Here is a 25610-nt window from a genome sequence, read left to right on the forward strand (position 1 = left end):
TCTATCCTGCTCAGGCAGCCTTATTTTCCCACCCGGATGAGCCCCCCTAACCCACGGGCATCAAGAGCCTGGCATAACATCTGGTAGATGGGCTCTGGCTTCTCTTCTTGCAAAGCACGGTTCAGCAATTCTTTTGCGTGCTGCTGGCTAAAATTTCTGATGACCCATTTGACCCGAGGTAAATCACCCGCAGTCACGCTGAGATTATCTACCCCCATACCAAGCAATAGTATGGTCGCCGTAGGCTCCCCTGCCATTTCACCACAGACGCTGACGGGCTTGTGCTGTCGATGCCCGGCTTCAACTACCTTGAGAATAGCTGCTAAAACAGCGGGATGGAGAGAGTTATACAACCCCGCGACCCGTTCATTGCTCCGATCTACCGCCAGCAGATATTGAGCCAAGTCATTAGTTCCCACAGAGAGGAAATCCACCCGCCGCGCTAAAGCTTCCACCTGATAGACCGCCGCAGGAACCTCAATCATAACCCCCATACACGGCCAAGCGACCTCAATGCCTTCATTCTTGAGCTCCTCATAAGCCTGCCTCACTAGGCGCGTAGCCTCTTCTACCTCAGAGACACTACTAATCATAGGCAACAACAGACTAAGGGTATTCAACCCTTCAGCGGCGCGGAGAGCTGCTCGCACTTGCGTTAAAAAGATTTCGGGGTGATCCAACACAACCCGGATTCCTCGCCACCCGAGAAATGGGTTGGCTTCCCGGATCGAAAAATAAGGTAAAAATTTATCTCCTCCCACATCAAGAATCCGCAGAATTACTGGAGAGGGAGCAAAAGCTTGGAGAAGTTGCCGGTACATCGCATATTGTTCTTCTTCAGTAGGGAACCGATCCCTCACCATAAATGGCAACTCAGTCCGGTAGAGTCCCACTCCCTCAGCACCGGCAGCAAGAGAAATTTCCGTATCCGCCAGCAGGCCGACGTTGGCATATAAATGAACCTGAAAACCGTCTGGCGTTTTGGCGGGCAATTCTCGCAAACGTTTGAGATCTTCTGTGAACTGCCGTTCTTCCCGGGCAAGGCGAGTAAATTCTCGACGTACTGGCGCACTTGGCTCCAGATATACCCGGCCTTGGTATCCGTCTAGTATCAGTTCTCGCTGGTCAAGCTGACCGAGGTTTCCCGTATTGATGCCCATAATGGCGGGGATAGCCATGGCATGGGCTAAAATTGCCACATGGGAGAAGCCCGATCCATGGGCCGAGAGCACTCCCGCCAGGCGTTCAATGGGCACTTCGGCAAGATCCATGGCAGTTAAATTTTCACCCACCAAGATGGTGTTCTCCGGATATTTTGGGCTTACAGGCGCTGCATTCTGCAAATAGGCCAAAATACGCCGGCCGATCTCCCGCAGGTCATTTGCTCGCTCCCGCAAGTAAGGATCTTCCATCGTCTCAAGACGTTTAGCTTGTTCTTTGATAACGGCACTTAAGGCGCTTGGCGCCCATTCACCGGCACGGATACGTTCTACCGTGGCTTCCACCAGACTTTGGCTACCCGCAATCATGGCATAGGCTTTAAACAAAGCCCGGTATTCATTTGCCAATGACCGCTCCAGATGATTTCCTAAAGACTGCATCTCTCGAGAGACATGCTCTACCGCTAATCGAAAGATCCTCTCTTCCTCCCTGACATCTGCCGCTTGGCGCTCCGGCACGGTCTCTAGATCGGCTGCAGAATAAATGACAACACCTCTGCCAAGGGCCACGCCTGGAGCCCCGGAGATACCGGTGAGGTATCGCTCAGAAGCATTCGCATTCGGGCCACCTGGTGACTTTTGCAGGACGCCACTGGCCCTTGCATGGGCGATGACGCCACCGAGTTGGGCGGCTAGCGTAAATAAAAAAGACACATCCGCTTCAGTGAATTGGCGCGCCGCTTGCTGTTGCACCACCAACACCCCTAATAACTCCCGTTGGTGGAGTACAGGTACGCCTAAAAATGCCCGGAAAGGTTCTTCACCTGAGCCAGGAATAAACTTAAAACGGGAATGGGCGGCGGCGTTTTCTAGATTCACGGGTTCAGCTCGTTCTGCGACTAACCCCACCAATCCCTCTCCCAGAATAAGCCGCACCTGCCCCACCGCTTCAGGGTGCAATCCTTGTGTGGCCATGAGAACATGACTACCATCACTCTCCGTGAGATAAACAGAACACACGTCTACTGCCATCACCTTACGGGTTTGCACCACGATGACTTCCAGCACCTCTTCCAGACTGGCGGCAAGGCTAACCTCCCGAACAATACGGCTGAGGGAGTCGAGGGTATGGGAACTTGGCGACCCGGTACTCAAACCAGATAACTCGGTTGAGGTCCCTGTCGTATTTTTACCACCGCTTGGGTTCATTGCTCCCTCTGTTACACACTATTAATAACACCTGATATTAAGTGTAATCGAATTTATGACTACACCGAATGGATTGGAAGAAGTTTAAGGAAACGTAAAAACAGTCTTTTCCCCTCTAGGCTTGGGGTGCATTTGTCGGTAGGTTTTATATATTCTTAAGGTTCCTAGGTTTTTCTTGCAGCCAGAAAGTACTGCATAGGGTCTTTTAACATTCAGGAAAACTAATGACCACAAAACAAGAACCAGACAGAGAAGAGCTTTTACTCGGATGGCGGGAGTGGGTGAGGCTACCAGAACTAGGAATCCCCGGCATTAAAGCAAAAATCGATACGGGTGCGCGTACCTCGGCTTTACACGCCTTTTGGCTAGAGCCATTCCAAGAAGGCCGCCAAAATAAAGTCCGCTTTGGACTGCATCCCCTTCAGGGCCGGGTCGATGTGGAACTAAGCTGTGTCGCTGAAATCGTTGACGAACGGGTGGTGGCAGATTCTGGGGGGCACCGGGAAAAGCGCTACGTCATCCAAACTCCAGTTCAAATTGGAGATCAACAGTGGCCTATCGAAATCACGCTCACCAATCGTGATACCATGCAATTCCGCATGCTGTTGGGACGCACTGCACTGGTAGCAGGGAGGACAAAAATAGCCCCAGGCGCTTCCTATATCGCAGGTCCTTCCCTGGCCCACCAATATCCTCCAAAACCCCATCGCCATAAAAAACCCAAAGATAACTAATGGAGTACCGCTCATGAAGATTGCGATCCTCTCCCGCAACGCCAAACTGTATTCAACCCGACGGTTAATAGAAGCAGCGAAAGAGCGGGGACACGAGGTCCGCGTCCTGGATGTTTTGCGCTGTTATATGAATATTGCCTCCCACAGGCCCTCTATTCACTATAAAGGTGAAGATCTGACTGGCTTTGATGCAGTCATTCCCCGACTGGGGGCTTCAGTCACCTTTTATGGCACCGCCGTACTGCGTCAATTCGAAATGATGGGAGTCTATCCTTTAAGTGAATCCGTGGCTATCACCCGCTCCCGAGATAAGTTACGCTCATTGCAACTTCTGGCGCGGAAGGGTATTGGACTACCAGTGACCGGGTTTGCCCATGCTCCAGACGATATCGATGATCTGCTGAAAATGGTGGGGGGCGCGCCGGTTGTTATCAAACTACTGGAAGGCACCCAAGGCATTGGTGTCGTACTTGCCGATAACAAAAAAGCAGCTCAAAGCGTCATTGAAGCATTCATGGGACTTAAAACTCACATTTTAGTGCAAGAGTTCATTAAAGAGACCGCAGGTTCTGATATCCGCTGTTTTGTCATTGGTGATAAAGTCGTGGCAGCAATGAAACGACAAGCTCCAGAAGGCGAATTTCGCTCGAACCTCCACCGGGGAGGTAGTGCCACCCTCGTCCGCATCACCCCAGAAGAGCGTTCCACGGCCATCCGCGCCGCCCAAACCATGGGTTTAAATGTGGCCGGGGTTGATGTCTTGCGCTCCAACCATGGCCCCTTAGTCATGGAGGTCAACTCCTCCCCGGGCCTCGAAGGCATTGAGGCTGCAACTGGCAAGGACATTGCCGGAAAAATAATTGAATTTATTGAAAAAAATGCTACTCGAGGCCGAACCCGAACCCGCGGTAAAGGCTGAGCCATGGACCACACATTTCAGATCGGAACCCATAAGGTAAGTCCGGGGGAACGGACAACCCTTGATCTTACCGTCCCCCCCCTTTACACCCATACTGCCGTCTCCATGCCAGTCCAAGTCATTAATGGGAAACGCCCGGGGCCCAAATTGTTCGTCAGCGCCGCCATCCATGGGGATGAAATTAACGGGATTGAAATCATTCGCCGCTTAGTGGAGCTTCCGGCCCTGCAGCGGCTTCGAGGAACTTTGCTCACCGTGCCGGTGGTCAATGTTTACGGCTTTGTCAATCAATCCCGCTATCTTCCCGATCGGCGGGATCTTAATCGCTCCTTCCCAGGCTCTAAAACCGGCTCCCTAGCCGCCCGCTTAGCCCATCTTTTTATGGAAGAAATCGTCGCCCGCTGTACCCACGGAGTTGATCTGCACACCGCAGCGATTCACCGGGACAATTTGCCCCAGATCCGGGCCTTAGTGGATGATACGGAAACCAAACGGTTAGCCCAGGCCTTCGGCTCCCCCGTCATTCTCAATTCCGATCTGCGGGACGGCTCATTACGCCAAGCGGTGGCCGACCAGGGTATCCCGGTCTTGTTGTATGAAGCGGGGGAAGCATTACGCTTTAACGAGTTTGCTATCCGCGCCGGCGTGAATGGGATTGTCTCTGTCATGCGGGAATTGGGAATGCTACCCTCACGCCGAAGGAAAAAACCTCGGGCCGAGCCCGTAGTCGCCCGCTCTTCAAGCTGGGTGAGAGCGCCCCAGAGCGGCATTTTGCATTCCCCTACCGCCCTGGGTCATCATGTCAAAAAAGGGGATACCATAGCAATGATTGCCGATCCCTTTGGGGAAAAGACCGAAGCCGTCATTGCCCCTTTTTCAGGAATTGTAGTGGGATGCACTAATCTGCCCTTGGTCCACGAAGGCGAAGCCCTCTACCATCTAGCCCGCTTTGGAAAACCGGAAACGGTTGCCGAGGCCCTAGAAGCCTTTCAGTTAGAACATAGTCCGGAAAATAGTCTTCCCCTTCCCGAAGAACCTCCGATTACTTGAACTTCAGCCCCCCGCCAGTGGTGATTTTAGGCAACACCCTAGTTAACGTCAGTTCTGGATAACTATCTGGGCTTATTCAAGAGCATAAGTTGAGGGTGGGTCAGGTTAAGGGAGGGTTTGAGAGGCTGGTGAGTGTAGGCAATCAGTCCAGCGACTAAATTGACCATGAAATTGCCAATACTGCGATGACGACTATGTTCAATTTGGGAGATATTTTTAAGTTGATCATGGATAGTTTCAATGAGAGCGCGCCTGCGCAGTAAGAGCTTATCGAATAGAGTCAAGAGCCGATTGTGCATGTTTTTGCGGATGGGGGTCATGAGCTGGAGGCCCTTTTCAAAGAGGGTCTGAAATAAGCATTTAGAAATATAACCCTTATCGCCGAAGAGTTTTCCGGAAAGGCCCTGGGTGAGATGGGGCACGGGTTGGCGGTCATCGACGTTGCCGGGGGTCACGTGGAAAGCGAGCAGTTCGCCCCGGTCATTAACCACCAAATGAAGTTTAAAGCCATAAAACCAACCCATGGAGGTTTTGCCCCGCCTGGCGATTTTTTTGAATACCCGATGGCGGTTGATGCGCCGATTGTGGCAAACGGTGATGGGCGTAGCGTCAATAAAGGCGATTCCCGTGGCTGGACCCTTACGCTGCTGGAGATAAGCACATAAGGGAATGAGTACTGAAGGGATCAAGGCCACAAAGCGCTGATAGCTGACTAACCCGGGAAAAGCGCGCTTGAGATGAGGCCGGACATAGCCCAGATAATAGCCTTTGAAATGCCGATAATGGGACTGATGGAAATGAATGATGATTGTCATCATTTCACTCACCGACAGGCGGGCGGGGCGCCGTCGTTGCCGCTCTCCGCAAACCAGCTGCTCTCGTTCCCATTGGGGTAAGAAGACTTGGCAAAAATCATCGACATCGCAAAATAAAGCCTCTAAGCTCATCGCAGGTGTCTCCTGGTTGTTTTCTCTTATTCCTTACCAGGAGTCTTTCAGATTCCTGGCCCGGGAGACACCCCTCTCTTATCCAGAACTCAGGTTAGTTAAGTATCTCAGTAAAAGTTTTGCAGTATTCCTGGAACGAGCCGGTGGCGTGGAGCCAGGGGACAGGGAAGTCCCCGCACCGATTCGCCGGGAGCGAATCGGGACATCCGCAGGAGGCCCCTCAGGGGGCGCGCCAGGGAGGGCGCGCATCAAACCCGTTTTTCAGGGAGGAAAAACGGGTTTGTGGAACACCTCCGGCTCGCTCCTAAAACACCTCATATTTTATTCATAGGTACTTATTCCCCTTTTGCTCATAGGACAAGGAATCGACTAAGTTAGTCCTAGAAAAATTCGACTGGGAATCAATTGTGAATTCCTCTTCATGGCCGGCGCCTGGTGTTAGATCCAATTCTGGCTCCAAATCGGCTCCCGGATACATTTCAAGGGCAGCTTGAGAAGTTCGTACCATGGGAACAAACTCCCCCTGTTCCTCAGCCGGTATAGGAGCACTCCGTCGCGTGCGGTAAAAGCCAAATAGTCCAAGCAATGCTAGGATTGTTGCCAAATACCCTAGAAAAGTGGGCGCTCCCCAAGCGGCCATACAAAAGCCGGCAACCACCGGCCCTAGGGCAGAACCGGCACCATAGACCAATAAGATACTTCGGGTCGCCTCAAGTACTTCCCCTGGCTTAAGGTGATCGTTTAAATGGGCCACAGCCAGCGCGTACACCGGAAAAGAAACGCCTCCGTAAAGAAAAGCAAGCAGCAGCAACACAACCACCGAACCATCTAAGCTCATGAAGGCACCTAAGGCAATCGCGGCACTGGCAAAGCTGACCACGATGAGCACATCACGGCGATCCCAGCGATCTGACAAATGCCCCACTGGCCATAACAACAGCGCACCTCCAAAGATAACTGCGCTCATGAAAGCAGAGGTCCCAGAGACTGAGAGCCCAATACTCTGGGCGAAAACGGCCCCCATTCCCCAGAAGGCACTACTCGCAAGACCGGCAACCAAGGCCCCCACGACCCCTAAGGGGGAGACAGAATAAAGGGCTTTAAGGTTTGATCGAGGTGCGGGAACCGGCTTTGGCTCTACCATTTGAGTCAATGCCACGGGGATCAGCGCCAGAGAAATGAATACTGTGGCCAAAGCAAAGCGGATAAAACCCCGGCTATCTTCTATTAAGAGGAGGAATTGACTCAGCCCCAAAGCCACCAGGGTGATACTCATATAAATAGCAAAAATCCGACCCCGACGATGGTGGGAAGACTGCTCATTGAGCCAACTTTCAACAACCATGTAAAGGCCCACGATGGAGATACCCGAAATAATTCGCAAGATGGCCCACCAAAAGGGATGAACCCATAGCGCAAAGCCCATCGCTGCTGCTGAGCCTAGGGCCGCCATGGTGGCAAAAACACGGATATGCCCCACTCGTTTAATCAAAGGGGGGCAAAAGAAGGTTCCAAGCACATAGCCCAGAAAAAAAGCAGATTGGATGAGACCAATAGTCGCCGGACCAAATTGCTCCTGATTGGCTCGTACACCGATTAATGTGCCTAACAGGCCCGATCCCAATAGCACAATGGCGATGCCGAAAAGCAGCGAAGAGATTGATTGTAGCTCACGTACCATGTTGCAGCGCTTTACCTGATTTGTTCACTGAATACCAACTTTCTTCTAGCTATTTAATTTTTCACTTAGCCGATGACCTAGCACCCTGGGAAGATGAAGGCAATTCACTCCCGTCAGCCCTAAGATAAAGATCCCCAAATTGCAGTATGCGAATTGCTTGCCTCGCAACAGGCGTTAGGAGTGAAACCGTACCGCGGCGAAAATCCACCTTCCGAACGATAGCCAATCCCAGCCCCTCCCCTTGAGAATCAGCCAACCCGCAAAGCAGGTGATTAGCAAGCCTAGTGGAAACGACGCCTCGCTGAATCACCAACTGCCTTAACCGTAAGCGATGCTCTTTGGCATCTTTAAAATAGGTTCGAAAAGCCTGTTCGCGGGCCGCCCTTCTGATGTGAATAGGCTTTGCTTTTGTCTGGGGCGAGGAACGGAGCCGGATCATATTATAATTGCGGCAAGCCCTAATAATAGGACCCAGCTCCTGTTCTTTTTCTAGCGCCACAATAACCTGGGGGCATAAGGAATCAATCTGGAAGGCCTTAAGTACCCTGCCACTGCCCGTGACCAAACCCGAAGTATCGATGATCACAAAGGAAGCTTGTGCGGCCTCTACCATTCGTTTGGTTCCCACCACCACCGGCAGAAAATGCCCTATGGGAGAAACAGCCCCCACAAAATAGAGGGCGGCCAGTGGTGTCTGGCTGAGTTCAAGAGCCTCATCAAAATAGGCGAGGGAAATGGTCGCTGGTGGGCCAACATCTTTCTGCCCCACATCGGCATCCACAAAGGCCACCTTCAATCCCGCCGCAGACAGGGTCTGCCCAAGAAAACCACAATAGGTGCTTTTACCCCGATCGGTCGCCCCAATCACCAGGATTCGATGCCATTGCTGCTTTAAGATCTGCTCGGCAGCGGTTCGCCAAGACGCCGGGATATCGATGGCAGACATTGCCTATTTTGGGGCCTTTTCACCCCCACACTAGGGGGAATGTTCTTGATGTTCTCCTGTTAAAGGCACAAAAGATACTCTCAGAACACTGCGCGTATCGATTTCGTTATTTTCCTTCTTTTCTATCACCATAAGCTCTTGATTAAAAACAACCCCCAGGGGAAGCACCAATCGTGCACCTACCTTGAGTTGCTCAATCAATGGCGCTGGAATAGAAGGTGCCGCCGCCGTCACTATGATTCCATCAAAGGGAGCCTGTTCCGGCCATCCAAAATAACCATCGCCGACTCGAGCTTCAAAATTAGTATAACCAAGCCGCTGCAACCGAGCCGCTGCTTGTTGGGCTAATTCCTCAACAACTTCAATAGTGTAAACTTTTTTGACTAGTTTAGAGAGAACCGCCGCCTGATAGCCCGAACCTGTGCCTACCTCCAGGATGATATCATTGGGGGTGGGTCCTAAAAGATCAGTCATTAAAGCGACAATATAAGGTTGGGAAATGGTCTGACCATGCCCAATGGCGAGGGGGCCATTATCATAGGCATAGGGACGTAGCTCATCCGGCACAAATTCATAGCGCGGCACTGCTTTTATAGCTTCCATAACTCGCTCGTCAAGAGCTCCTTTACCAATCCAGCGCTGGGTAATTTCAACTTCCCGTTGAATTTCCTGTAACATTTGCCGACGAGCTCTCATTGTGACTAACCTATGCAAAATCCACCCAAAAGGACGCCATAAAATTGAAGTAAAAAAGATGCACCCTATCTAATTGAAGCAAGGGTCACTAACTATAGCTATACTAGCTAGTTCTATTAATAACATTAATATCGGCAGACGATCCTCTGGGATGAAAGCCACTAAAGAGCGACTTAGATCCCATGTCCAAACGCTCGCTAGCGAAATCGGTGAACGTCACCTGTTTCGGCCCCAGGCACTCCACGCTGCAGCAGATTACATTACCCAAGAGTGGCAGAACCAGGGCTATCAAGTCGCTGCTCAAAATTACGAGGTCAACGGCATATCCTGTGCCAACTTAGAAATTAGCCAACGGGGTCTTATCTTTCCGGAAGACATTATTCTCATTGGTGCCCACTATGACTCCGTCGTGGGAAGCCCGGGAGCTAATGATAACGGCAGTGGTATTGCTGCCCTGCTAGAAATCTCACGGCTGTTTACTACCTTAACGCCCCGTAATACGGTGCGTTTTGTTGCCTTTTCCAATGAGGAACCTCCTTTTTTCACCTCAAAACATATGGGCAGTTTGGTCTATGCACAAACCGCCCACCGCCGTCAAGATAAGATTCGCTTGATGGTCTCGCTGGAAACCATTGGCTATTTCAACAGTGCGCCTGGCAGTCAACATTATCCTCCGCTCTTCAACTTCTTTTACCCTAACCGAGGCGATTTTATTGCTTTTATCTCTAATTTCCGCTCTCGTAAGGTGATGCGTCAGGCCGCTCAAGCTTTCCGTCGGCATTCTCAATTTCCCCTCGAATATACCGCCACCTTCGCCAACATCCCCGGCGTTAGTTGGAGCGATCACTGGTCCTTTTGGCACCTCGGTTACCGGGCTTTCATGATCACCGATACCGCGCCTTATCGCTATGCCTACTATCACAGTGCTCAGGATACGCCGGAAAAGGTTTGTTTCGAGGCCCTCACCCACCTCACTGATGGTCTTTTCATGGCCTTTGCTGATCTCGCCAATTAATAAAAATAATCCCATCAGGATTTACACAAAAGGCCCAGAGTTGTCCTACCCGCGAAGGTGAATATCTTTTTTTTCAGGCAATTATTTAGATTCCCTACTATGGGGGAATAACAAACTGCGTAAGTTCAGCCCATTAAATATCCAGACCCAATTGACCGTCATTGGACAACCAACAGACGGGCATATGGAGGGTATTGTGGGCATAGCCCACCCTTCCCTTACGATCAATGACAATAAGACCCGCCTCACTCTGGGTTCCTCTCACCAGAACAGCCAAGGTGCGTTGAACTGCAACCATGGGATGATAACCCGCCTGTAGATCCCCCATCGCCGTCCGTGCCAAGGCAGTGCGAATAATCGCCTCCCCAATACCGGTACAAGACACAGCACCGAAGTAATTGGCATAGGTCCCACAACCAATCAAAGCCGAATCGCCGACCCGGCCAGGTAAAGCATCGAATAAACCACCCGTTGAAGTGGCCGCCGCACTGCGCCCTGCCTGATCTACAGCAGCACACCCCACCGTACCATGCATCTTCTCCCAGCGCTGGCGCTGGTGTTCCACAGTCAATTCAGCATTAGCGCATAGTTCAATGCCCGCTTTTCTAGCAAAGCTCAAGGCACCCTCTCCGACTAAGAGCACCTCTTGGCTCCTGTCAAGCACCTTACGGGCAAGCCGAACAGGATTGCGGATACCATGTATTGCTGCGACTGCTCCAGCAGCCAGGGTGGAGCCCTCCATGATGGAAGCATCCATTTGAATTTCCCCAGCAGCATTGAGTGTTGCCCCTGTCCCAGCATTGTAGAGGGGGTTATTTTCTAGACTCTCAACAGCCATCTGGACCGCATCTAGGGCCGAGCCACCCTCTAGAAGCAGACGCCAACCGGCGAGCGCCGCTTCTTGGCATCCCACCTGGCTTGCTTCTACCTGGTGATGAGCCACCCGGCCTGCTCCCCCATGGACGATGATTGCAGGGAATGTATACTTCATGTTTTTATCACACTGAGGTATTGAACATGCGACGGCTGATAGAGTTCCCGACTCATCATCGAGAAGAGTTGGTAGATATCACTGAAGATGTCAAACGGGCAGTGAAAGAAAGCGGTATTGACAATGGCCTTGCAGCACTGTATGCTCAAGGGGCGACTGCAGCGCTGATGATTCAGGAAGGTTGGGATGCCAGCGTACGCACCGATGTGATTCACTGCCTCCAGGAACTAATCCCACGGGGAGTGTGGTTACATGATCGCCAAGACGGCAATGGTGATGCTCATCTCAAGGCCGGTTTTATCGGTCCTTCAGAAACTATTCCTATTATCGAGGGGGAACTGGGATTATCAACCTGGCAAAATATCTTTTTTTGCGAATTCGATGGACCACGGAAAAAGCGAACCCTGATATGCACCCTTATCCGTGATCCCTAACCTGCCCTGTTGGGTACCCCGCTCGTCCCTTTTCGATTACTGTTTGGCCCCCAGGGCCAAGGCCTGTTGGCGGCTTATCTCAGCCGCTTGCGCCACCGCCTCCTGATCCCAAAGCGAACTTGCCTCTGGCCACCCTTGAATATGCTGCTCAACCACGTCGGCCAAAGCGCGGATATGAGCAGGCTCATCGTTAAGGGCTGGAATGTAATGATATTCTTTCCCTCCCGCCTCTAAAAATAACTCCCTATTCCGTTGGTCAATCTCCTCCAGGGTTTCCAAGCAATCGGTCGCAAAACCTGGGCAGACGATGTCCACCCGCTTCACTCCGCCCTCAGCCCACTCCCGCAAGAGGTGATCGGTATAAGGTTTGAGCCATTCTTCACGGCCAAAACGGGATTGGAAAGCCACTTGCCACTCCCCTTCTTTCAATCCTAGACGTTCCGCCAACAGGCGGGCGGTCTTATGGCAGTGGCAATGATAAGGATCGCCGGCCAATAAATAACGCTTCGGCAGACCATGGAAGGAAAAGAGCAAACGCTCTCCACGCCCTGCTTCCTCCCAACTGCGCCGAATAGTCTCCACCAAGGCCTCCAGATAGCCAGGATGATCATGATAATGGGTGATCATCCGCAGCTCCGGTATCCAACGCCAAGTGGAAAGGACCTGGGCTACTGCATCAAAGGCGGAACCGGTCGTACTGCCCGAATACTGGGGATAAAGGGGAAAAACCAACAGCCGCTGGACCCCAGCTTGACGCAATTGTTCCAAAGCTTCTTCAATCGAAGGGGTGCCATGGCGCATTCCCAAGCCCACCTTGAGGGGACCACCCCGGGTATCTAGTTCCTCCTGCAGAGCACTGCCCACCCGTCGGGCAAAGCTCAGTAACGGAGCCCCATCCTCACGCCAGACACTTTGATAGAGACGCGCCACCCGGGAGGGGCGGACCCGCAAGATAATGCCATGGAGAATCAACCACCACAGGGGACGAGGTATCTCCACTACCCGAGGATCGGACAAAAATGCCGCCAAAAAGCGCCGTACCGCAGGAGCCGTCGGGGCTTCAGGAGTCCCTAAGCTAGTCACTAATACGCCTGTGCAACCAGGCACATCATGGCGATAATCCGAATTACCTTTAAAATCCACGTGTTAACCCCTGCTATCATGGTCGTGAAGTACTCCCCCTAAAGGGAAGATAAAAACATTAATTTTTATATTATACCCACAACTCAAACCGTCTTATTAATGGTAAGCAGGTCCTCTTTCTTCGCCGTCAGCACCTCACGGTAGGCATCAATCCCGGCATGGGCGGCACCGACCAGCCACCCTCCAGGGCGATGGCTATATCGCTCATTAGCCGGGGCAATCCCCCGGCTCGGCTCTTGGACAGAGGAGTTTTCCAATCCTGCGGTGAGACTTTCCTCTTGTCCCTGCGATTTAGCCGGGTTGATATCCAGGGAAGAAGCGGCCATCGGGTGCGTTGATACCACCTTTGGCAAAGCCTCTTCTCTTGACTCCTGGTGCAAGAGAGCGACCACATGTCCTTCAATATCATCGCCACTAAAGTGCTCAAGAACCACATTGGCGGCGGCCACCGCTGCCCCAATGGGACCGCCCAATAGGGCACTACCCGCTACCCGGGAAGCCGGATCAATAGTATCCCCGGAAAGCTCGCGGTAAAGACTGCCAACTACCGGCAAATGATGCAAAGGATTGACCACATCCAGCAGATCACCAAAAGTCAACCCATCCTCTCCAAAGGGTTTAAATTCCGGATTCGAATAAATCTCCTGGGCGGGCTCCTTGGCCTGGGGAAAAGCGGAAGTGGTGAGCGGGTTCATTACGACCGGGATTGGCATCACGAAATTCTCCGAATGTAACCATAAGGCTATTGGCAAATTACATACCAACTATTGTTTTGCCGGATACGCGACGCTTAATCCAGCCTACGGGCTGTTTATTAGCGCCTCCTTGTAGGCCGGAATAAGGCCTTGAGGCCGTTTCCGGCAAGGTCATTGCCCGAAACGGATAGGCTTGCCTCCCCTTCATTTGCTAAATTCTCCCCATTTAAAACACGGCCCAATCCCCTTTGTCAGCCGAAGAAACAGCCCCTCCTTGGCAAGCAAACCGGCAATTTTTGCCGCTAAAGCGGTCAAAAAGAAAGCTTAATACCGCCAAAACCGGAAATACCCGGTGTGCCGAATCCGAAAACTTCCTGATATTGCTTATCCAGGAGATTATTCACCCGGGCAAACAGCTGAAAATTGTCGGTTAAATCGTAGGAAGCAGCCAGATTGACCACCGTATAACTGGATAAGGGAATGTTTCCGACATCTTGCCGGCTGCCCACATAAAGCACCTGGAGATGAAAATTCGCTTTGCCGAGAAAATGGTAATTCACATTGACAGCCGCCTTGTGTTCAGGACGCCGAACCAAGAACTCGCCGGTTTGCTTATTTTTGGTTCGCATCTGGGTATAGTCTCCCCGCACGGTCAGCCCTTCAAGAGGAGTCAAAGCCATAAAAACCTCCCAGCCTTGAGCTTCGGCCTCGGCGATGTTAATCAACTGGAACTTTTCAGAAGCCACGTGGCTAAATTGGATGAGATCAGTAAATTCACTGTCAAAATAAGTCGCTCCCAAGACCAGCTGATCGCCCCAAAGGGATTGCTCCACCCCAATTTCCCAAGACTCGCTTTCTTCGGGGCCCAAGTCTGGGTTATTAAATTCAAATTGAGTGCCCATGGTGGTGGTATTGAAACGATCATCAAACAGTTCGGACAAAGAAGGGGCTCTGAAGCCCGTCCCGTAGCTGCCTCTGAGCTTGGTGCCAAGAGGGTCTAATACCAGTGCAGCGGTCACCCGCCCGGTGATTTTGGAACCAAAACGATTATGGTCGTCCAGGCGCACCCCTCCAGTAAGGAATAGCCTGTCCCATAAATCCAGTTGCTCTTGCAGATAGTACCCGGTGGTGTGGGCGGTTTTCCGAGGAAGTGTCGAAGTTGGTGATTCGATCTCCAGTCGCTCTTCTTCTGTGGTAATACCCAAAGTCAAAGTATGGCCCCTAGACAGATAGACATTGTTTTGCCAATCCACTTTAACTTTCTCACCGTTAAAGGTACCTGGAAAGGGGAAGGGATTCTGGGGATCCGGCCGATCCTTGTTTTCCCTATCGTGGTGGGTAAAAGAGACCCCTAGCATTTGCTCCCATAATCCCTCAAATAGAGTGAGCCGCCCCTGGCCTCGAAAAAAGAGCTGCGCCGTATCCAGAGTTGAATTCGGATCATCAATGGGCAAAAAGCGGCCCCTGGCATCGACTGTGGAGCCATCAATTTCCGTATGTGCATCGTTATAGCGCAAAGTGACATCAAGGGAAAAATTCGGTCTAGGAGCCAGACCCAAGCGCCCTGCAATGGTAGTATTCCGATAGCCATCCTCTTCAGAATTGCCTAGCCGGGAATCAGCCGCTGAAATGCCTTCACTTTCAAGGCGGGCTAAGGTCAAACTGTAATTAATCAGTTCATCCCCTCCACTGATGCCGCCGGTCACCTTGAAGGTACTGAAAGAACCGCCTTCGGCACGCGCTGTTAGCTGGGGCTTGCCACTCCCCCTCTTGGTAATAATATTGATCACCCCGCCAATGGCATCAGAACCATAAAGGGTGCTTTGCGGCCCTCGCAAAATCTCAATGCGCTCAATATTATCCGTTAGCAAGTTGGCAAAATCGAAGAGTCCGCCGGGATTACTGGGATCATTGGCTTCTACTCCATCGATGAGTACCAAAGTATGGTTGGCATTAGCTCCCCGGAGGAATACCGAAGTCTGCTGTCCTAAACCCCCACTTTGGACCACATCGACTCCCGGCAAACCCCGCAATACGTCTAATACCGGCATTCTTTGCCGCTGGGCGAGATCTTCGGCGGTGATGATGCTCATGGCGCTCCCTATCTGGCGCACTGGAGTTTGGGTACGGGTTGCCGTCACCACGATCGGTTCTAATATTTTTTGGGTTGGCAGCTCATCGGCATAGGCAGGGGACCCCAAAATCACTAAACTGCCTAACCCAAACGCTGAAAATATTTTCAACGGTCTCTCTCCTCTGGGACCGTGCACACCCGCACGGTAGTCATTGCAGGCACGGTGAAGAGGAAGACAACAGGAGGGACTAAAGGGAGTCGCCCAGCACCGTCGCCCTCCGCAACATCGCATGGCACTCTAGGCCGGTCTCCGGGCTCGCAAGTAACGGAGATCACCATCTCCGCCAGACTGATCGCCTTCCCGCGAAAATCCGCAGTGGCTTATTAATCAGCCTCAATCTTGCCTACCGTTGCGGGGGCAGCGTCGGCTTTTGACCGACTTCCCGTTTAACCCTTGGTCAGGATCGGGGCACCTATAGTGAGGTGGGCAATTTAGGGAAATGGTGCCTCACTGTCAACATTTATCGCCCATACCGTTATCATGAAAAGAGATTTAGTTCAGGATGAGAGTTAAAAAAACAATGAAACCACCTATTGTTATCATCGGCATTGGCGAAATGGGCGGAGTATTCGCCCGGGGCTTCCTGCGCTTGGGGCATCCGGTTTACCCCATTCCTCGGAATTTAGCCCTGGAGGAAGTCGCCCAAGAAGTGCCTTACCCAGCCCTGGTCTTGGTCGCCGTTGCAGAAGGGGATCTCCACCCGGTACTAAAGCAGATACCGGAGTCCTGGCAAAACCGGCTAGCCCTATTGCAAAACGAGCTTCTACCCCGGGACTGGCAACCCTACCCTTTTGCTGACTTGACCATTATTTCAGTCTGGTTTGAGAAAAAAGCAGGGCAAGATGTCAAAGTTTTGCTCCCTTCTCCGGCCCATGGCCCGGGAGCCCCCCTGCTGGCCTCGGCCTTAAAGGCATTGGCCATCCCCGCCCAGGTTCTGACCACAGAAGCAGAACTCCTCTTTGAGCTAGTGCGCAAGAATGTCTATATCTTGACGGTGAACATTGCTGGGCTCATCACCGGAGGCGATGTGGCCACCCTCTGGAATCAGCATCAGGGCCTGGCCAAAAGGGTAGCGAAGGATGTCCTGGACCTTCAGGAGTGGCTAGCGGGGACCTCCCTTCCCCGAGAACGGCTTATTGAAGGCATGGTAGCCGCTATTGAGGCGGACCCCCAGCATAAATGTACAGGCCGCTCAGCGCCTGCCCGCCTGGAACGGGCCTTACAATTGGCGGGAGAAGCTGGGCTAGAAGTCGCCACTTTGCGTGAAATTGCCCACCAGCGAATTTAACAACCGGTGAGGGGTTGGTTTTCCTGCCTCTCATCCTTCCTCTTCGTGCGCTAAGCGCACGCTACTTGTCGGCTTGTAATTACCTATGAATGAGGTGTTTTAGGAGCGAGCCGGTGGTGTTCCGCAAACCCGTTTTTCCTCCCTTCTATTCGGCTAAAGGCTAGCCGCATGAAATATCAGCTGCGACCCCGCTCTCGGCCCATTACCCCCGATCTGAATCCGGCTGATGCCGGCATTGGGAACATGAATGCGAAAGAGGGTTTCTAGGGGCATGCCCAGCACATGGCGTATCACCATCCGCATCGCCCCCGCGTGGGCAACCACCAGCAAATGCTCTCCACCATAGCGGCTCAGCAATTCCTCCCAAGCGGCAATAACCCGATCTCGAAATCTCAAAAGGGGTTCTGCGCCCGGCGGCGTATGCTGCACGGGATCTTCATAAAAGCGACGAAAAGCCTCGGCCTCCCGTGCCATAACTTCAGCAGCGGTGTACCCTTCCCAAGCGCCAAAGCTAATCTCTTTCAACCGCTCCTCCAATTGCAAAGGCCGCCCATGGCGCTGGCTAAGTTCATAAGCAAATTCTGCACAGCGCTTAAGAGGAGAACTAATGATCCGATCCCAAGGACAATGCTCGCCGACAGCAGCCCGCATTTGGGACCAACCCTTTTCACTCAGAGGGTCATCCAGATGCCCTCGGTAACGGCGCCCTCCCACCGGCTCGCCATGGCGGATCAGATCAACAAGCGTTGGAATAGAATTTGACTGCAACACCCCTCCTCCAGCATTAGGCTCTGTACAGTGTTGGCCTTACTTTATCAAACCATCACGAAAATTACTCCACTATTGGCCAGGATCAAAAAAAAAGCCCCGTCCAAAGGAACAGGGCTTTTTTGATCAGATTTTTCGTGGGGATAGAAGATTAAGGAAGGTCTTCCCATTCTTTGCCTTCCCCATAGTGAAGCCAGAGTTTGGCGGCTGTTTCGCCGACTTTCTCACCTAACGCTGCCGCAGTTATCCCTCCCACCAGGCCGCCTATGGCGAGAGACCCTCCTCGCATGCTGGCCATGGTCTTGTTATCAAGTTCCTCGTGCCGTTCCAAATCTTGAACAATTAAACATGTCATTGCCGTATCCTCCTCGCTTGGCAAAAATATTCGTTATCTGGGGCCTAGATATCAAAAAATAGGCCCGGGATTAGGAAACGTGGGTCCCGGACGAGGATAGATGATGCTAGACACTCTCCCTTTACCGCCTTTGATAGCAAGGGCCATTGCTTTTTTATCAAGTGCTTCGTTCCTCGCTAGGTCTTTGATTACCAAATGAGTCATGATTTGTCCTCCTTAATGGGTGAACATCAAAGCTGTTAACTCAAGCGCCATGCTTTGGCTCTCGCCTTTGAAGCCATTGCCCGCACTTACTTGAGATCATAGGCAACCGGTATGCCAACTCCTCCGACTTAAAATTTAACTTTCTGAATTGTATTTTTTTATAGAAAAAGCAATGAATCTGTTGCCACAGCGACGCTATTAAAAAGTTGTCTGTCAAAAAACACAGCAGCGCCCCCCTGTTAGCTTTTCAATAACATAGTGCGATCGGAAGCAGGGATAGCATATAAGGAGAGTAAGGCTCAGATCAGAGCTTGCACCTACTTTGTCTTTGCTCGAATATCAAGCGCAGAGTTTAACTACTAGTACTTACTAGAGGGCCAGGGTTTAACGCCTGAATGCCCCCCAGCCCTCATTCAGGGAGATGAGATAAGTGATTGAGAAATTAAATAAAATCGCAGTTTTTATTAGCCCATTAAAATGGCCAGCGCTAATAATTTCAATTGTTTCATTAGTGGCCGCAGTGACTATAACGATCAGTTCGAGCTCGCCTGATGAAGATATCCTATTGATACCTTCTCTCGTGGGCTTTTTGTGGTTTCTCTGCATCTATGTATTGATAACGAATTTTCAAGAAATTCCAAGAAAGATAGAACCAGAAGATCGGCTATTTAGCCGAATCAAAGTTCGATTATATCGATTTTGGTTTTTAGTACTTGGGTTGTTATTTATCTTAACCACCGGGTTAGCCTTATTTATTTCTTACAGACTGATAATGGATTGGTTAAGCCAATATTAGCGGTGTTTTACCCAATAAAAACGGGAGAAATGGACGCTAAGAGAAAAAGCTTCTGGAGGGTGACCTACCCCATCTAGGCGCTCTCGGAGTATTTAACCTTGCTCACCATCCCAATGTTCATGGACCAACCATAGTTAGAAGAAAAATTATATTGAAAAACCATACTAAAGGACTCAGGTATTAGGACGAAGTACTTTAATGGCTAGAATACACCACCCGGTAGGGATACTGGCTAAGTTGAACCTTTGGATTAATTCGGCAGCTGCCAACTATGCAAAATTATCGCAAAAAAAGAAAAACTACCCAGAAAGCGCAGGCATCTGCGAAAGTAGCACAGACGCGACTGCAGCATCTACTGACCGCCAGCCCCGCTGTTATTTACAGCTGCATGCCCCGGCCTCCCTATGCGACGACTTTTGTCAGCGACAACCTTCAGGTACAGATGGGGTATAGACCTGAGGATTTCATAGACACCCCTGATTTCTGGCTTAACCGGGTACATCCGGAGGATCGGGACCGAATCCTCACCGAACTAAAAGCCCTCTTCCAGCACGATAAACTCTGCTATGAATACCGTTTCCAGCACCGGGATGGACATTACTGCTGGATGCATGACGAGCAGCGCCTGGTGCGCGCTGCGGATGGACAACCCTTAGAGATTGTGGGCTATTGGATTGATATTACCGAGCGCAAACAAGCCGAGGTCGCCCTTAAGCAACATCAAGAATTCCTACAAACCATTCTCAACCGTATTCCTGTCATGATTGCTCACTTTGATCCCCAAGGCCAACTGCAATGGCTTAACCGGGAAGCTGAGCAAGTGTTGGGCTGGTCTTTGAAAGAAGCCAAACAGATAGATATTTTGGCCGCATGCTATCCTGACCCCCATGATTATCAGAAAGCGCTCGCCTTCATTCAGAGCGCCCACGCCCAGTGGGGGGATTTTCGCATCCGTTTGCGCAGTGGGCGGAGGCTAGAAACCCGCTGGGCCAATGTCAGGCTCTCCGATGGCAGCCGGATTGGGATTGGAAAAGATGTGACCGAACGCAAGGCCTATGAGGCCCAACTGGAGCGCCAAGTCAATTACGATACCCTGACTGGGCTGCCGAACCGAAATCTTCTCCAAGATCGGCTCTCTCATGCCCTTGCCCGTGCCCACCGGACTCGCCGGTGGATTGCCGTCCTAGGGTTGGATCTGGATCGCTTCAAGTTAATCAACGACAGCCTGGGCCATTCTATCGGTGACGCCCTCCTTCAAGTCATCGCCACCCGTTTAAGCGCCTGCCTCCGAGAGGGGGATACAGCCGCCCGCCTTGGCGGGGATGAGTTTGTCTTGGTGCTGGAGGACCTGCCGGAGAAAGCGGCGGTGGAACCCACTATCCAACGGATATTTGACACTCTGGAGGCGCCTTTTCAGTTAGAGAATCGAGAATTTTTTATCAGCGCCAGTATCGGCGTGAGTTTCTTTCCCCAGGATGGGAAAAAAGCCCGCACGTTGTTAAACCAGGCCGACATCGCCCTCCACCAGGCCAAAACCCAAGGCGGGCGCGGTCTACAATACTATACCCCGGCGCTGAGCACGGAAACCACCCGGCGCTTATCTCTAGAAAACAGCTTGCGCTATGCTTTAGATCGAGGGGAGCTAGAACTCCACTACCAACCCCAAGTCAGTCTGGAAAGTGGCCGGGTAACGGGGGTGGAGGCCTTGCTACGCTGGCGGCACCCGCACCGGGGGTGGATTTCCCCCGCCCAGTTTATCCCCCTAGCCGAAGAAAACGGCTTGATTGTGCCTATCGGCGAGTGGGTGCTCAACACCGCCTGCGCCCAGGCAAAAACTTGGCGGACCACAGAAGGGCTGCCCCTGACCATTGCCGTCAATCTTTCAGCCCGACAATTTCTACAGGCCAATTTCATTGCACAAATCGACCAAATCTTAGGCCAGTGCGATCTGGCAGCCACGGCCCTAAAACTGGAAATCACCGAAAGTCTCTTGATGCAGGATCTCAAAAGGGCGATTACTACTTTGCACGCCCTCAAGGAGCGAGGGCTCCAGTTGGCCATCGATGATTTTGGCACCGGCTACTCCTCGCTCAATTACCTCAAACGCTTTCCGCTGGACCAGTTAAAAATTGACCGCGCTTTTATCCGCGATATCACTCGGGAACCGGATGATGCGGCCATCGCCCAGGCTATTATTGCCTTAGCCCATAGTCTGAAGCTGGAAGTAATGGCCGAAGGCGTGGAGAGCGAAGCCCAAGTGGCCTTCCTGCGGACAAAATTCTGCCATGCCATTCAGGGCTATTATGTGAGCCGCCCCCTACCGCCAGAGCAGCTTGCCCATTGGGTACGGGAAAATAGATGCTTGGTGCAAGTGCCTGACAATGGCGCTAGCCATACCCCCACTCTCCTGCTGGTGGACGACGACCCCCTGGCGATAGCCACTGTGCAACGGCTGTTGCGCGAGGAGCCTTACCGCTTGTTGACCTGCCACGATGCTTTGGAAGGCCTGGATTTGCTCGCTCGCTATCCGGTTGACGTCGTGATGGCAGACCAGCGCATGCCTAAGATGGAGGGCACTGAGTTCCTCCGCCGGGCACGGGAAATTTACCCTCAAACCGTACGCATTTTGCTCACTCACCAAAGCAGTAAAACCACCCAGGTAGAGGCCATCAATCAGGGAGCTATCTTTAAATTTATCGACAAACCGATCTCAGAAAAAAATTTAAAGGCAGCCCTTCGGGTAGCCTTCTTATTCCACGACATCCTACGGCAACGGGCGAAAAACGGGTAATGCATATAAACCAGCCATAAGTTTTGCTGCTGCTCTTCGTACGCTTTCACGCCGAGTGCATTTTCTTCCAAAAAGTAGAAACAGGAGCTCCGATCCCGTATCCAGCGCCTGACCTTACTCCTAATCCCAATGTTCATGGGCCAATGGCCCTTGGTTCAACTCCTCATGCCGCAGGCGCCAGGAGGGAAGAAATTGGTCCATCAAATGCCGAAAGCGGTCGTTATGGTATCGCTCCAGCAGATGTACCATCTCATGAACAAGGATATACTCCAGGCACCGGAAGGGGTGCTTAGCCAGGTCCAGGTTAAGCCAAACCCGCCGCGCAGCGATATTGCAAGTCCCCCATTTAGTCTTCATTTTTTTTACACCCCATTCGGCCACCTGAACGCCTATCACCGGTTCCCACTGGATAATGAGATTCGGCACTAAGGCTTTCAGCTCCCGGCGATACCATTCATTGAGAATCGCTCGGCGCTTGGTGGCATCGCTCCCAGGCCGCACGTACAATTCCAGGGCGGTATTCCCTTTTAACTGCACCCTAGGGGCAGCATTTTCCTCGACAACGTGGAGACGATAGCGCCGCCCCTGAAAGTAGTGGCTTTCGCCGGTGACCATCTGCCGCGGGGACTGGCGCGGCTGCTCGAGAAAACGGGCCTGCTGGCGACGAATCCAACCTAGCTTAGAGATCACCGCCAGGCGAACAGCCTCGTCATCCACTCGCAGGGGCGCCGCTACCCGGACCCGGCCAACCGGCGGATAGACGCCCAGGTGCAGATTTTTGATGGCCTTGCGGACCACTTCCACCCGAAGGCCGCTGACCTCAATAAAATGGCGTTTAGTATTCACGCTGATTTTTCACCAGTTCAAAGATCTCGGGTGTTTTCATTGCATACTCGCCGAGTTCTTCCCGAATAGCGTTTTCCACTTCCCGCTCCTTGAAGCGGTTGCCCCGCCAGTCGTCCTTCTTAGTGTAGCGCACCGCGGTGTCGATCTTGACCGCCAATGCCTCATTGTAGTCAAGATTATCGTAAAGGGCCCGCCTGGCCGGGGTGTTCAGGGAGGTGGGATAGGCGGTAGTCGCGGTAGGCTTTTTCACTTTGCCGGACAGTTCCACCAGCTTTTTAAGATATTCCTGGTATGCCAACGCCTGGGCCTTGCGCTCCTGAATCAAAGCATCCAGCAATTGGGACATTTTCTCGTAATATTTGGGATTCACCGGCTGCTCATCGATAATCAACTTGCGCACGTTGTGCTCGATGGTTTCGGCCATGGCCTCGGGGTTGTCGCGAATCCCTTTGGGCAGCTTATCCAAGGCCCCTAGCCCCTGCTCCACAATCAGCTCCACCAGGCCCAGATCATCGAAAGCGGAAATCACTTCACTGTCCTCGGCCTGGAGATAGGTATCCAGCAGATGGCGCATGGCGGGCTCGAATACTTTCATGTCCACGTAGTCGCCGCTGCCAAGCTTCACCTCATGGCGGACTTTCTCGTAGTGGTCCACCTCTTGCCGAATGGCCTCGATTTCAGTATTGCGGTAACCTGCGTCCGGCATCTCGTTGGCCAGATTGGCAAAGGCCCGCACCAGAGCAGATACGGCTTTGTAGAGGGCGATCCGCTTGGGCTCGTTGTCCTTGAGGGCCGCCTGGTCAAGAGTATCAGCGGCGCAGAAATAATGCAGATAAGCCCCCGTGTCTTTGGGAGGCGCTACCGGTTCACAAAGGGCCTTAACCGCCTCCCGGGCTTCTTCTAGTCGTTCCCGCCCCTTCTCCAGGCGATTTTCCAGCAGGCCCGCCACATCCGCCCGGTCATAGCCCTCCAGGGCGCCGCCGGTGTAGTCGCCAATGGCCCCCTCCAAGGACTTGAACAGGTCCTTGTAATCGATGATATAGCCGTATTCCTTGTCCTCCCCATCCAGCCGGTTCACCCGGCAGATGGCCTGGAACAGGCCATGGTCCTGCATCTTTTTGTCAATATAAAGATAGATGGCCGAGGGGGCGTCGAAGCCGGTCAAGAGCTTGTCCACACGACTTGGAAAGTTAACTGCTTAAGAGGGATGATAGGGGGAAGAACAACTGAAGAAAATGCATAGAGATGTGGCTACCGTTAGTCGGTGTTCCCAGCCTAATATAGCGGTTCTCGCTTAAGTTAGGGACAGAGTCTGCAATGTTTAAAATAGGCTTGACAGTCTTGGGGGGAAATTAGCGTGAGCGCTTCGCTGAGGGCGTGATAAAGTGGCTCTTTTGTCCGGGCGGCTTTTTTCTTTAGGACATGTTTTAGCTTGGACCAGGCGTATTCAATGGGATTGAGTTCAGGAGGATAGGGCGGTAAAAAGACCACTTTGGCGCCGGTCTGCTCGATTCGCTCAATCGCCTCTTCATCTCGGTGAGCGGCGGCATTGTCTAAAATGACCACCTTCCCTTCGTGGAGGTGAGGCCAGAGGAAATGCTCGACATCATAGAGGAAAACCGGGCCATTGAGCGTGCCTTCAAAACACATCGCAGGCAGGACTCCGTCCCTGGATAGGGCCCCGATGGTGCTAATGCGTTCGCCTTGGGTCGTCGGTTTTTTTCCATAGGCTCTTTGCCCTTGAGGGGCCCGGCCATACGCCGGGGTCAGATTCAACACCGCTCCGGTTTCCTCGAGCACAATGAAGTCTTCGGGGGAACACAGGCTCACTTCGACCCAATACTCAAGCCAGCGTTGTTTCACCCGGGGCGTGTGTTTTTTGGGATCGTAGAACGTTTTTTTTTCGAGTGATCCGGTGCTTTTTCAGCCCTCGATCCATGGCCGAGGTGCTTATCGTTTCACCAAAGCGGGCTTCAAATCGCTGGCACAATTCGTGGAGCGTGAGATCGGGCGCTCCCTGGAGAACCTCGGTCAAATACTGGGCCCTTGGCTCATCAATTTTTGCCGGATGCCCCACCCCTTCTCGGCGCTTGGGATGGACCGTCCCCGTCTCCCGAAAGCGCCTCAGAAAACCGCTGACCGTGTTCTTCGAGAGTTTAAACCGTTGCGCTAACTGACGGATTGATCCTTCTTTGTTCGCATAGGCTTCAATGACTTTTTGGCGTAGGTCTAATGAATACGGCGCAGGCATCGCATTTAAACCCCTTCAATCGGGTTGAAGAAAACAAGCTATTTTAATATTGTGCCTAATGAAAACGGGAATTGCTATACAGTGCACGCTTAACAGACTAGGGAGGAACCAAAGAGGGCATAGAGGACATTTTGCAGATAAACGGTCAATTATCAGCTTCTGGGATAATCGTCACGGCTACCCCTTTCTTTAACGAAACCCGCCAAAGTATACCCAGAAAATAAAAAAGGCCTACCACATAATGGTAAGCCTTTGATTTCCTTGGTGGGCCATCAAGGACTCGAACCTTGAACCTACTGATTAAGAGACTGTGAGGAAAACCCTAATAAATCAACTGCTTAAGCTGCTATTTTGCCAAATATCACCTTCGACACTAAATCTTATAAATCAATAGGTTACAAAAGCATTTGGCGCAATATTTGGAATTTTTTTGGCTCGTTCGAGGAGCGATGGTTGACACTCCCTTCCTCTCCACTGGCGCTCTGCAAGACTATCGGGAGTGTGGCCAGAAAGGCAGTATGCCCTCCCCGGCCTGGATGAGTTGGCCGCGCACATT

At 52.1% G+C, this 25610-nt stretch carries 22 protein-coding genes and 1 riboswitch; of the genes, 7 read left to right on the forward strand and 15 right to left on the reverse strand.

Going from position 1 to position 25610, the window contains the following annotated elements; translation table 11 throughout:
- Positions 1-20 precede the first annotated feature (20 nt).
- The gene (ptsP, locus tag E3U44_RS17890) at positions 21-2369 is read right to left on the reverse strand and encodes a phosphoenolpyruvate--protein phosphotransferase (protein WP_240761650.1); all 2349 of its coding nucleotides are present in this window, start codon (positions 2367-2369) and stop codon (positions 21-23) included.
- Between the two features lie 224 nt (positions 2370-2593).
- On the opposite strand from ptsP, the gene E3U44_RS17895 reads away from it, so the two are divergent.
- Genes E3U44_RS17895 through E3U44_RS17905 form a run of 3 tightly spaced genes read left to right on the forward strand, consistent with a single transcriptional unit; the run spans position 2594 to position 5072 of the window.
- Entirely contained in the window at positions 2594-3103 is a 510-nt protein-coding gene (locus E3U44_RS17895; protein ID WP_134359416.1) for an ATP-dependent zinc protease family protein, read from the forward strand.
- A 13-nt stretch (positions 3104-3116) separates the two neighbouring features.
- Positions 3117-4022 (forward strand): 30S ribosomal protein S6--L-glutamate ligase, encoded by a 906-nt coding sequence (gene rimK, locus E3U44_RS17900; protein WP_134359417.1) that lies wholly within the window; start codon positions 3117-3119, stop codon positions 4020-4022.
- 3 nt (positions 4023-4025) lie between these two features.
- On the forward strand, positions 4026-5072 hold the full coding sequence (locus tag E3U44_RS17905; RefSeq protein WP_134359418.1) for a succinylglutamate desuccinylase/aspartoacylase family protein: 1047 nt from the start codon (positions 4026-4028) through the stop codon (positions 5070-5072).
- Between the two features lie 62 nt (positions 5073-5134).
- Here the strand turns inward: E3U44_RS17905 and E3U44_RS17910 are convergent, their stop codons facing one another.
- The 4 genes from E3U44_RS17910 to E3U44_RS17925 all read right to left on the reverse strand — a co-directional run bounded on the left by E3U44_RS17910 (position 5135) and on the right by E3U44_RS17925 (position 9342).
- Positions 5135-6019 (reverse strand): IS982 family transposase, encoded by an 885-nt coding sequence (locus E3U44_RS17910; RefSeq protein ID WP_134359419.1) that lies wholly within the window; start codon positions 6017-6019, stop codon positions 5135-5137.
- Positions 6020-6344: 325 nt separating this feature from the next.
- Positions 6345-7700 carry an MFS transporter gene (locus E3U44_RS17915; protein ID WP_134359420.1) on the reverse strand — a complete coding sequence of 452 codons (1356 nt, stop codon included), beginning with the start codon at positions 7698-7700 and terminating at the stop codon, positions 6345-6347.
- Between the two features lie 61 nt (positions 7701-7761).
- The gene (locus E3U44_RS17920; protein ID WP_134359421.1) at positions 7762-8646 is read right to left on the reverse strand and encodes a Clp1/GlmU family protein; all 885 of its coding nucleotides are present in this window, start codon (positions 8644-8646) and stop codon (positions 7762-7764) included.
- Between the two features lie 30 nt (positions 8647-8676).
- Positions 8677-9342, reverse strand: a complete 666-nt coding sequence (locus E3U44_RS17925; protein WP_134359422.1) for a protein-L-isoaspartate(D-aspartate) O-methyltransferase — start codon at positions 9340-9342, stop codon at positions 8677-8679.
- Between the two features lie 151 nt (positions 9343-9493).
- On the opposite strand from E3U44_RS17925, the gene E3U44_RS17930 reads away from it, so the two are divergent.
- Positions 9494-10357 (forward strand): M28 family peptidase, encoded by an 864-nt coding sequence (locus E3U44_RS17930; protein WP_134359423.1) that lies wholly within the window; start codon positions 9494-9496, stop codon positions 10355-10357.
- 133 nt (positions 10358-10490) lie between these two features.
- Here E3U44_RS17930 and E3U44_RS17935 read toward each other — a convergent pair whose 3' ends face one another.
- A complete protein-coding gene (locus E3U44_RS17935; RefSeq protein ID WP_134359424.1) occupies positions 10491-11348 on the reverse strand; it encodes an isoaspartyl peptidase/L-asparaginase family protein in 858 nt (285 codons plus the stop codon).
- 26 nt (positions 11349-11374) lie between these two features.
- Here E3U44_RS17935 and E3U44_RS17940 point away from each other — a divergent pair, with 26 nt between their 5' ends.
- Positions 11375-11782: a secondary thiamine-phosphate synthase enzyme YjbQ gene (locus tag E3U44_RS17940; RefSeq protein WP_134359425.1), complete on the forward strand. Its 408-nt coding sequence runs from the start codon at positions 11375-11377 to the stop codon at positions 11780-11782.
- A gap of 36 nt (positions 11783-11818) precedes the next feature.
- Here the strand turns inward: E3U44_RS17940 and hemH are convergent, their stop codons facing one another.
- The 3 genes from hemH to E3U44_RS17960 all read right to left on the reverse strand — a co-directional run bounded on the left by hemH (position 11819) and on the right by E3U44_RS17960 (position 15863).
- Positions 11819-12925, reverse strand: a complete 1107-nt coding sequence (hemH, locus tag E3U44_RS17945; RefSeq protein WP_134359426.1) for a ferrochelatase — start codon at positions 12923-12925, stop codon at positions 11819-11821.
- Between the two features lie 83 nt (positions 12926-13008).
- Positions 13009-13638 (reverse strand): hypothetical protein, encoded by a 630-nt coding sequence (locus E3U44_RS17950; protein WP_134359427.1) that lies wholly within the window; start codon positions 13636-13638, stop codon positions 13009-13011.
- A gap of 293 nt (positions 13639-13931) precedes the next feature.
- The gene (locus E3U44_RS17960) at positions 13932-15863 is read right to left on the reverse strand and encodes a TonB-dependent receptor plug domain-containing protein (protein WP_134359428.1); all 1932 of its coding nucleotides are present in this window, start codon (positions 15861-15863) and stop codon (positions 13932-13934) included.
- A 115-nt stretch (positions 15864-15978) separates the two neighbouring features.
- Positions 15979-16186, reverse strand: a riboswitch (cobalamin riboswitch).
- Positions 16187-16275: 89 nt separating this feature from the next.
- Between E3U44_RS17960 and E3U44_RS17965 the strand changes: the two genes are divergently transcribed.
- Positions 16276-17043, forward strand: coding sequence for an NAD(P)-binding domain-containing protein (locus E3U44_RS17965; protein ID WP_134359429.1), 768 nt, complete (start codon positions 16276-16278; stop codon positions 17041-17043).
- A gap of 153 nt (positions 17044-17196) precedes the next feature.
- On the opposite strand, the gene E3U44_RS17970 is transcribed toward E3U44_RS17965, so the two are convergent.
- Both E3U44_RS17970 and E3U44_RS17975 read right to left on the reverse strand, forming a co-directional pair.
- Positions 17197-17814: a histidine phosphatase family protein gene (locus tag E3U44_RS17970; RefSeq protein WP_240761651.1), complete on the reverse strand. Its 618-nt coding sequence runs from the start codon at positions 17812-17814 to the stop codon at positions 17197-17199.
- Between the two features lie 148 nt (positions 17815-17962).
- Positions 17963-18166, reverse strand: coding sequence for a hypothetical protein (locus tag E3U44_RS17975; protein WP_134359430.1), 204 nt, complete (start codon positions 18164-18166; stop codon positions 17963-17965).
- Between the two features lie 1271 nt (positions 18167-19437).
- Between E3U44_RS17975 and E3U44_RS17980 the strand changes: the two genes are divergently transcribed.
- Positions 19438-21957: an EAL domain-containing protein gene (locus E3U44_RS17980; RefSeq protein WP_134359431.1), complete on the forward strand. Its 2520-nt coding sequence runs from the start codon at positions 19438-19440 to the stop codon at positions 21955-21957.
- Between the two features lie 120 nt (positions 21958-22077).
- On the opposite strand, the gene E3U44_RS17985 is transcribed toward E3U44_RS17980, so the two are convergent.
- The 4 genes from E3U44_RS17985 to E3U44_RS18000 form a co-directional block, all read right to left on the reverse strand.
- Positions 22078-22803 (reverse strand): M48 family metallopeptidase, encoded by a 726-nt coding sequence (locus E3U44_RS17985; RefSeq protein WP_134359432.1) that lies wholly within the window; start codon positions 22801-22803, stop codon positions 22078-22080.
- Positions 22793-23968, reverse strand: a complete 1176-nt coding sequence (locus tag E3U44_RS17990) for a type I restriction enzyme subunit R domain-containing protein (RefSeq protein ID WP_134359433.1) — start codon at positions 23966-23968, stop codon at positions 22793-22795. The genes E3U44_RS17985 and E3U44_RS17990 overlap by 11 nt, the downstream gene beginning before the upstream one ends.
- A 134-nt stretch (positions 23969-24102) precedes the next feature.
- Positions 24103-24666 (reverse strand): transposase, encoded by a 564-nt coding sequence (locus E3U44_RS17995; RefSeq protein WP_134359434.1) that lies wholly within the window; start codon positions 24664-24666, stop codon positions 24103-24105.
- On the reverse strand, positions 24647-25054 hold the full coding sequence (locus E3U44_RS18000) for an IS630 transposase-related protein (RefSeq protein ID WP_134359435.1): 408 nt from the start codon (positions 25052-25054) through the stop codon (positions 24647-24649). Before E3U44_RS18000 ends, E3U44_RS17995 begins: the two co-directional genes overlap by 20 nt.
- Positions 25055-25610 lie beyond the last annotated feature (556 nt).

The organism is Nitrosococcus wardiae (genome assembly GCF_004421105.1).
In the GTDB taxonomy this organism is placed as follows: Bacteria; Pseudomonadota; Gammaproteobacteria; order Nitrosococcales; family Nitrosococcaceae; genus Nitrosococcus; species Nitrosococcus wardiae.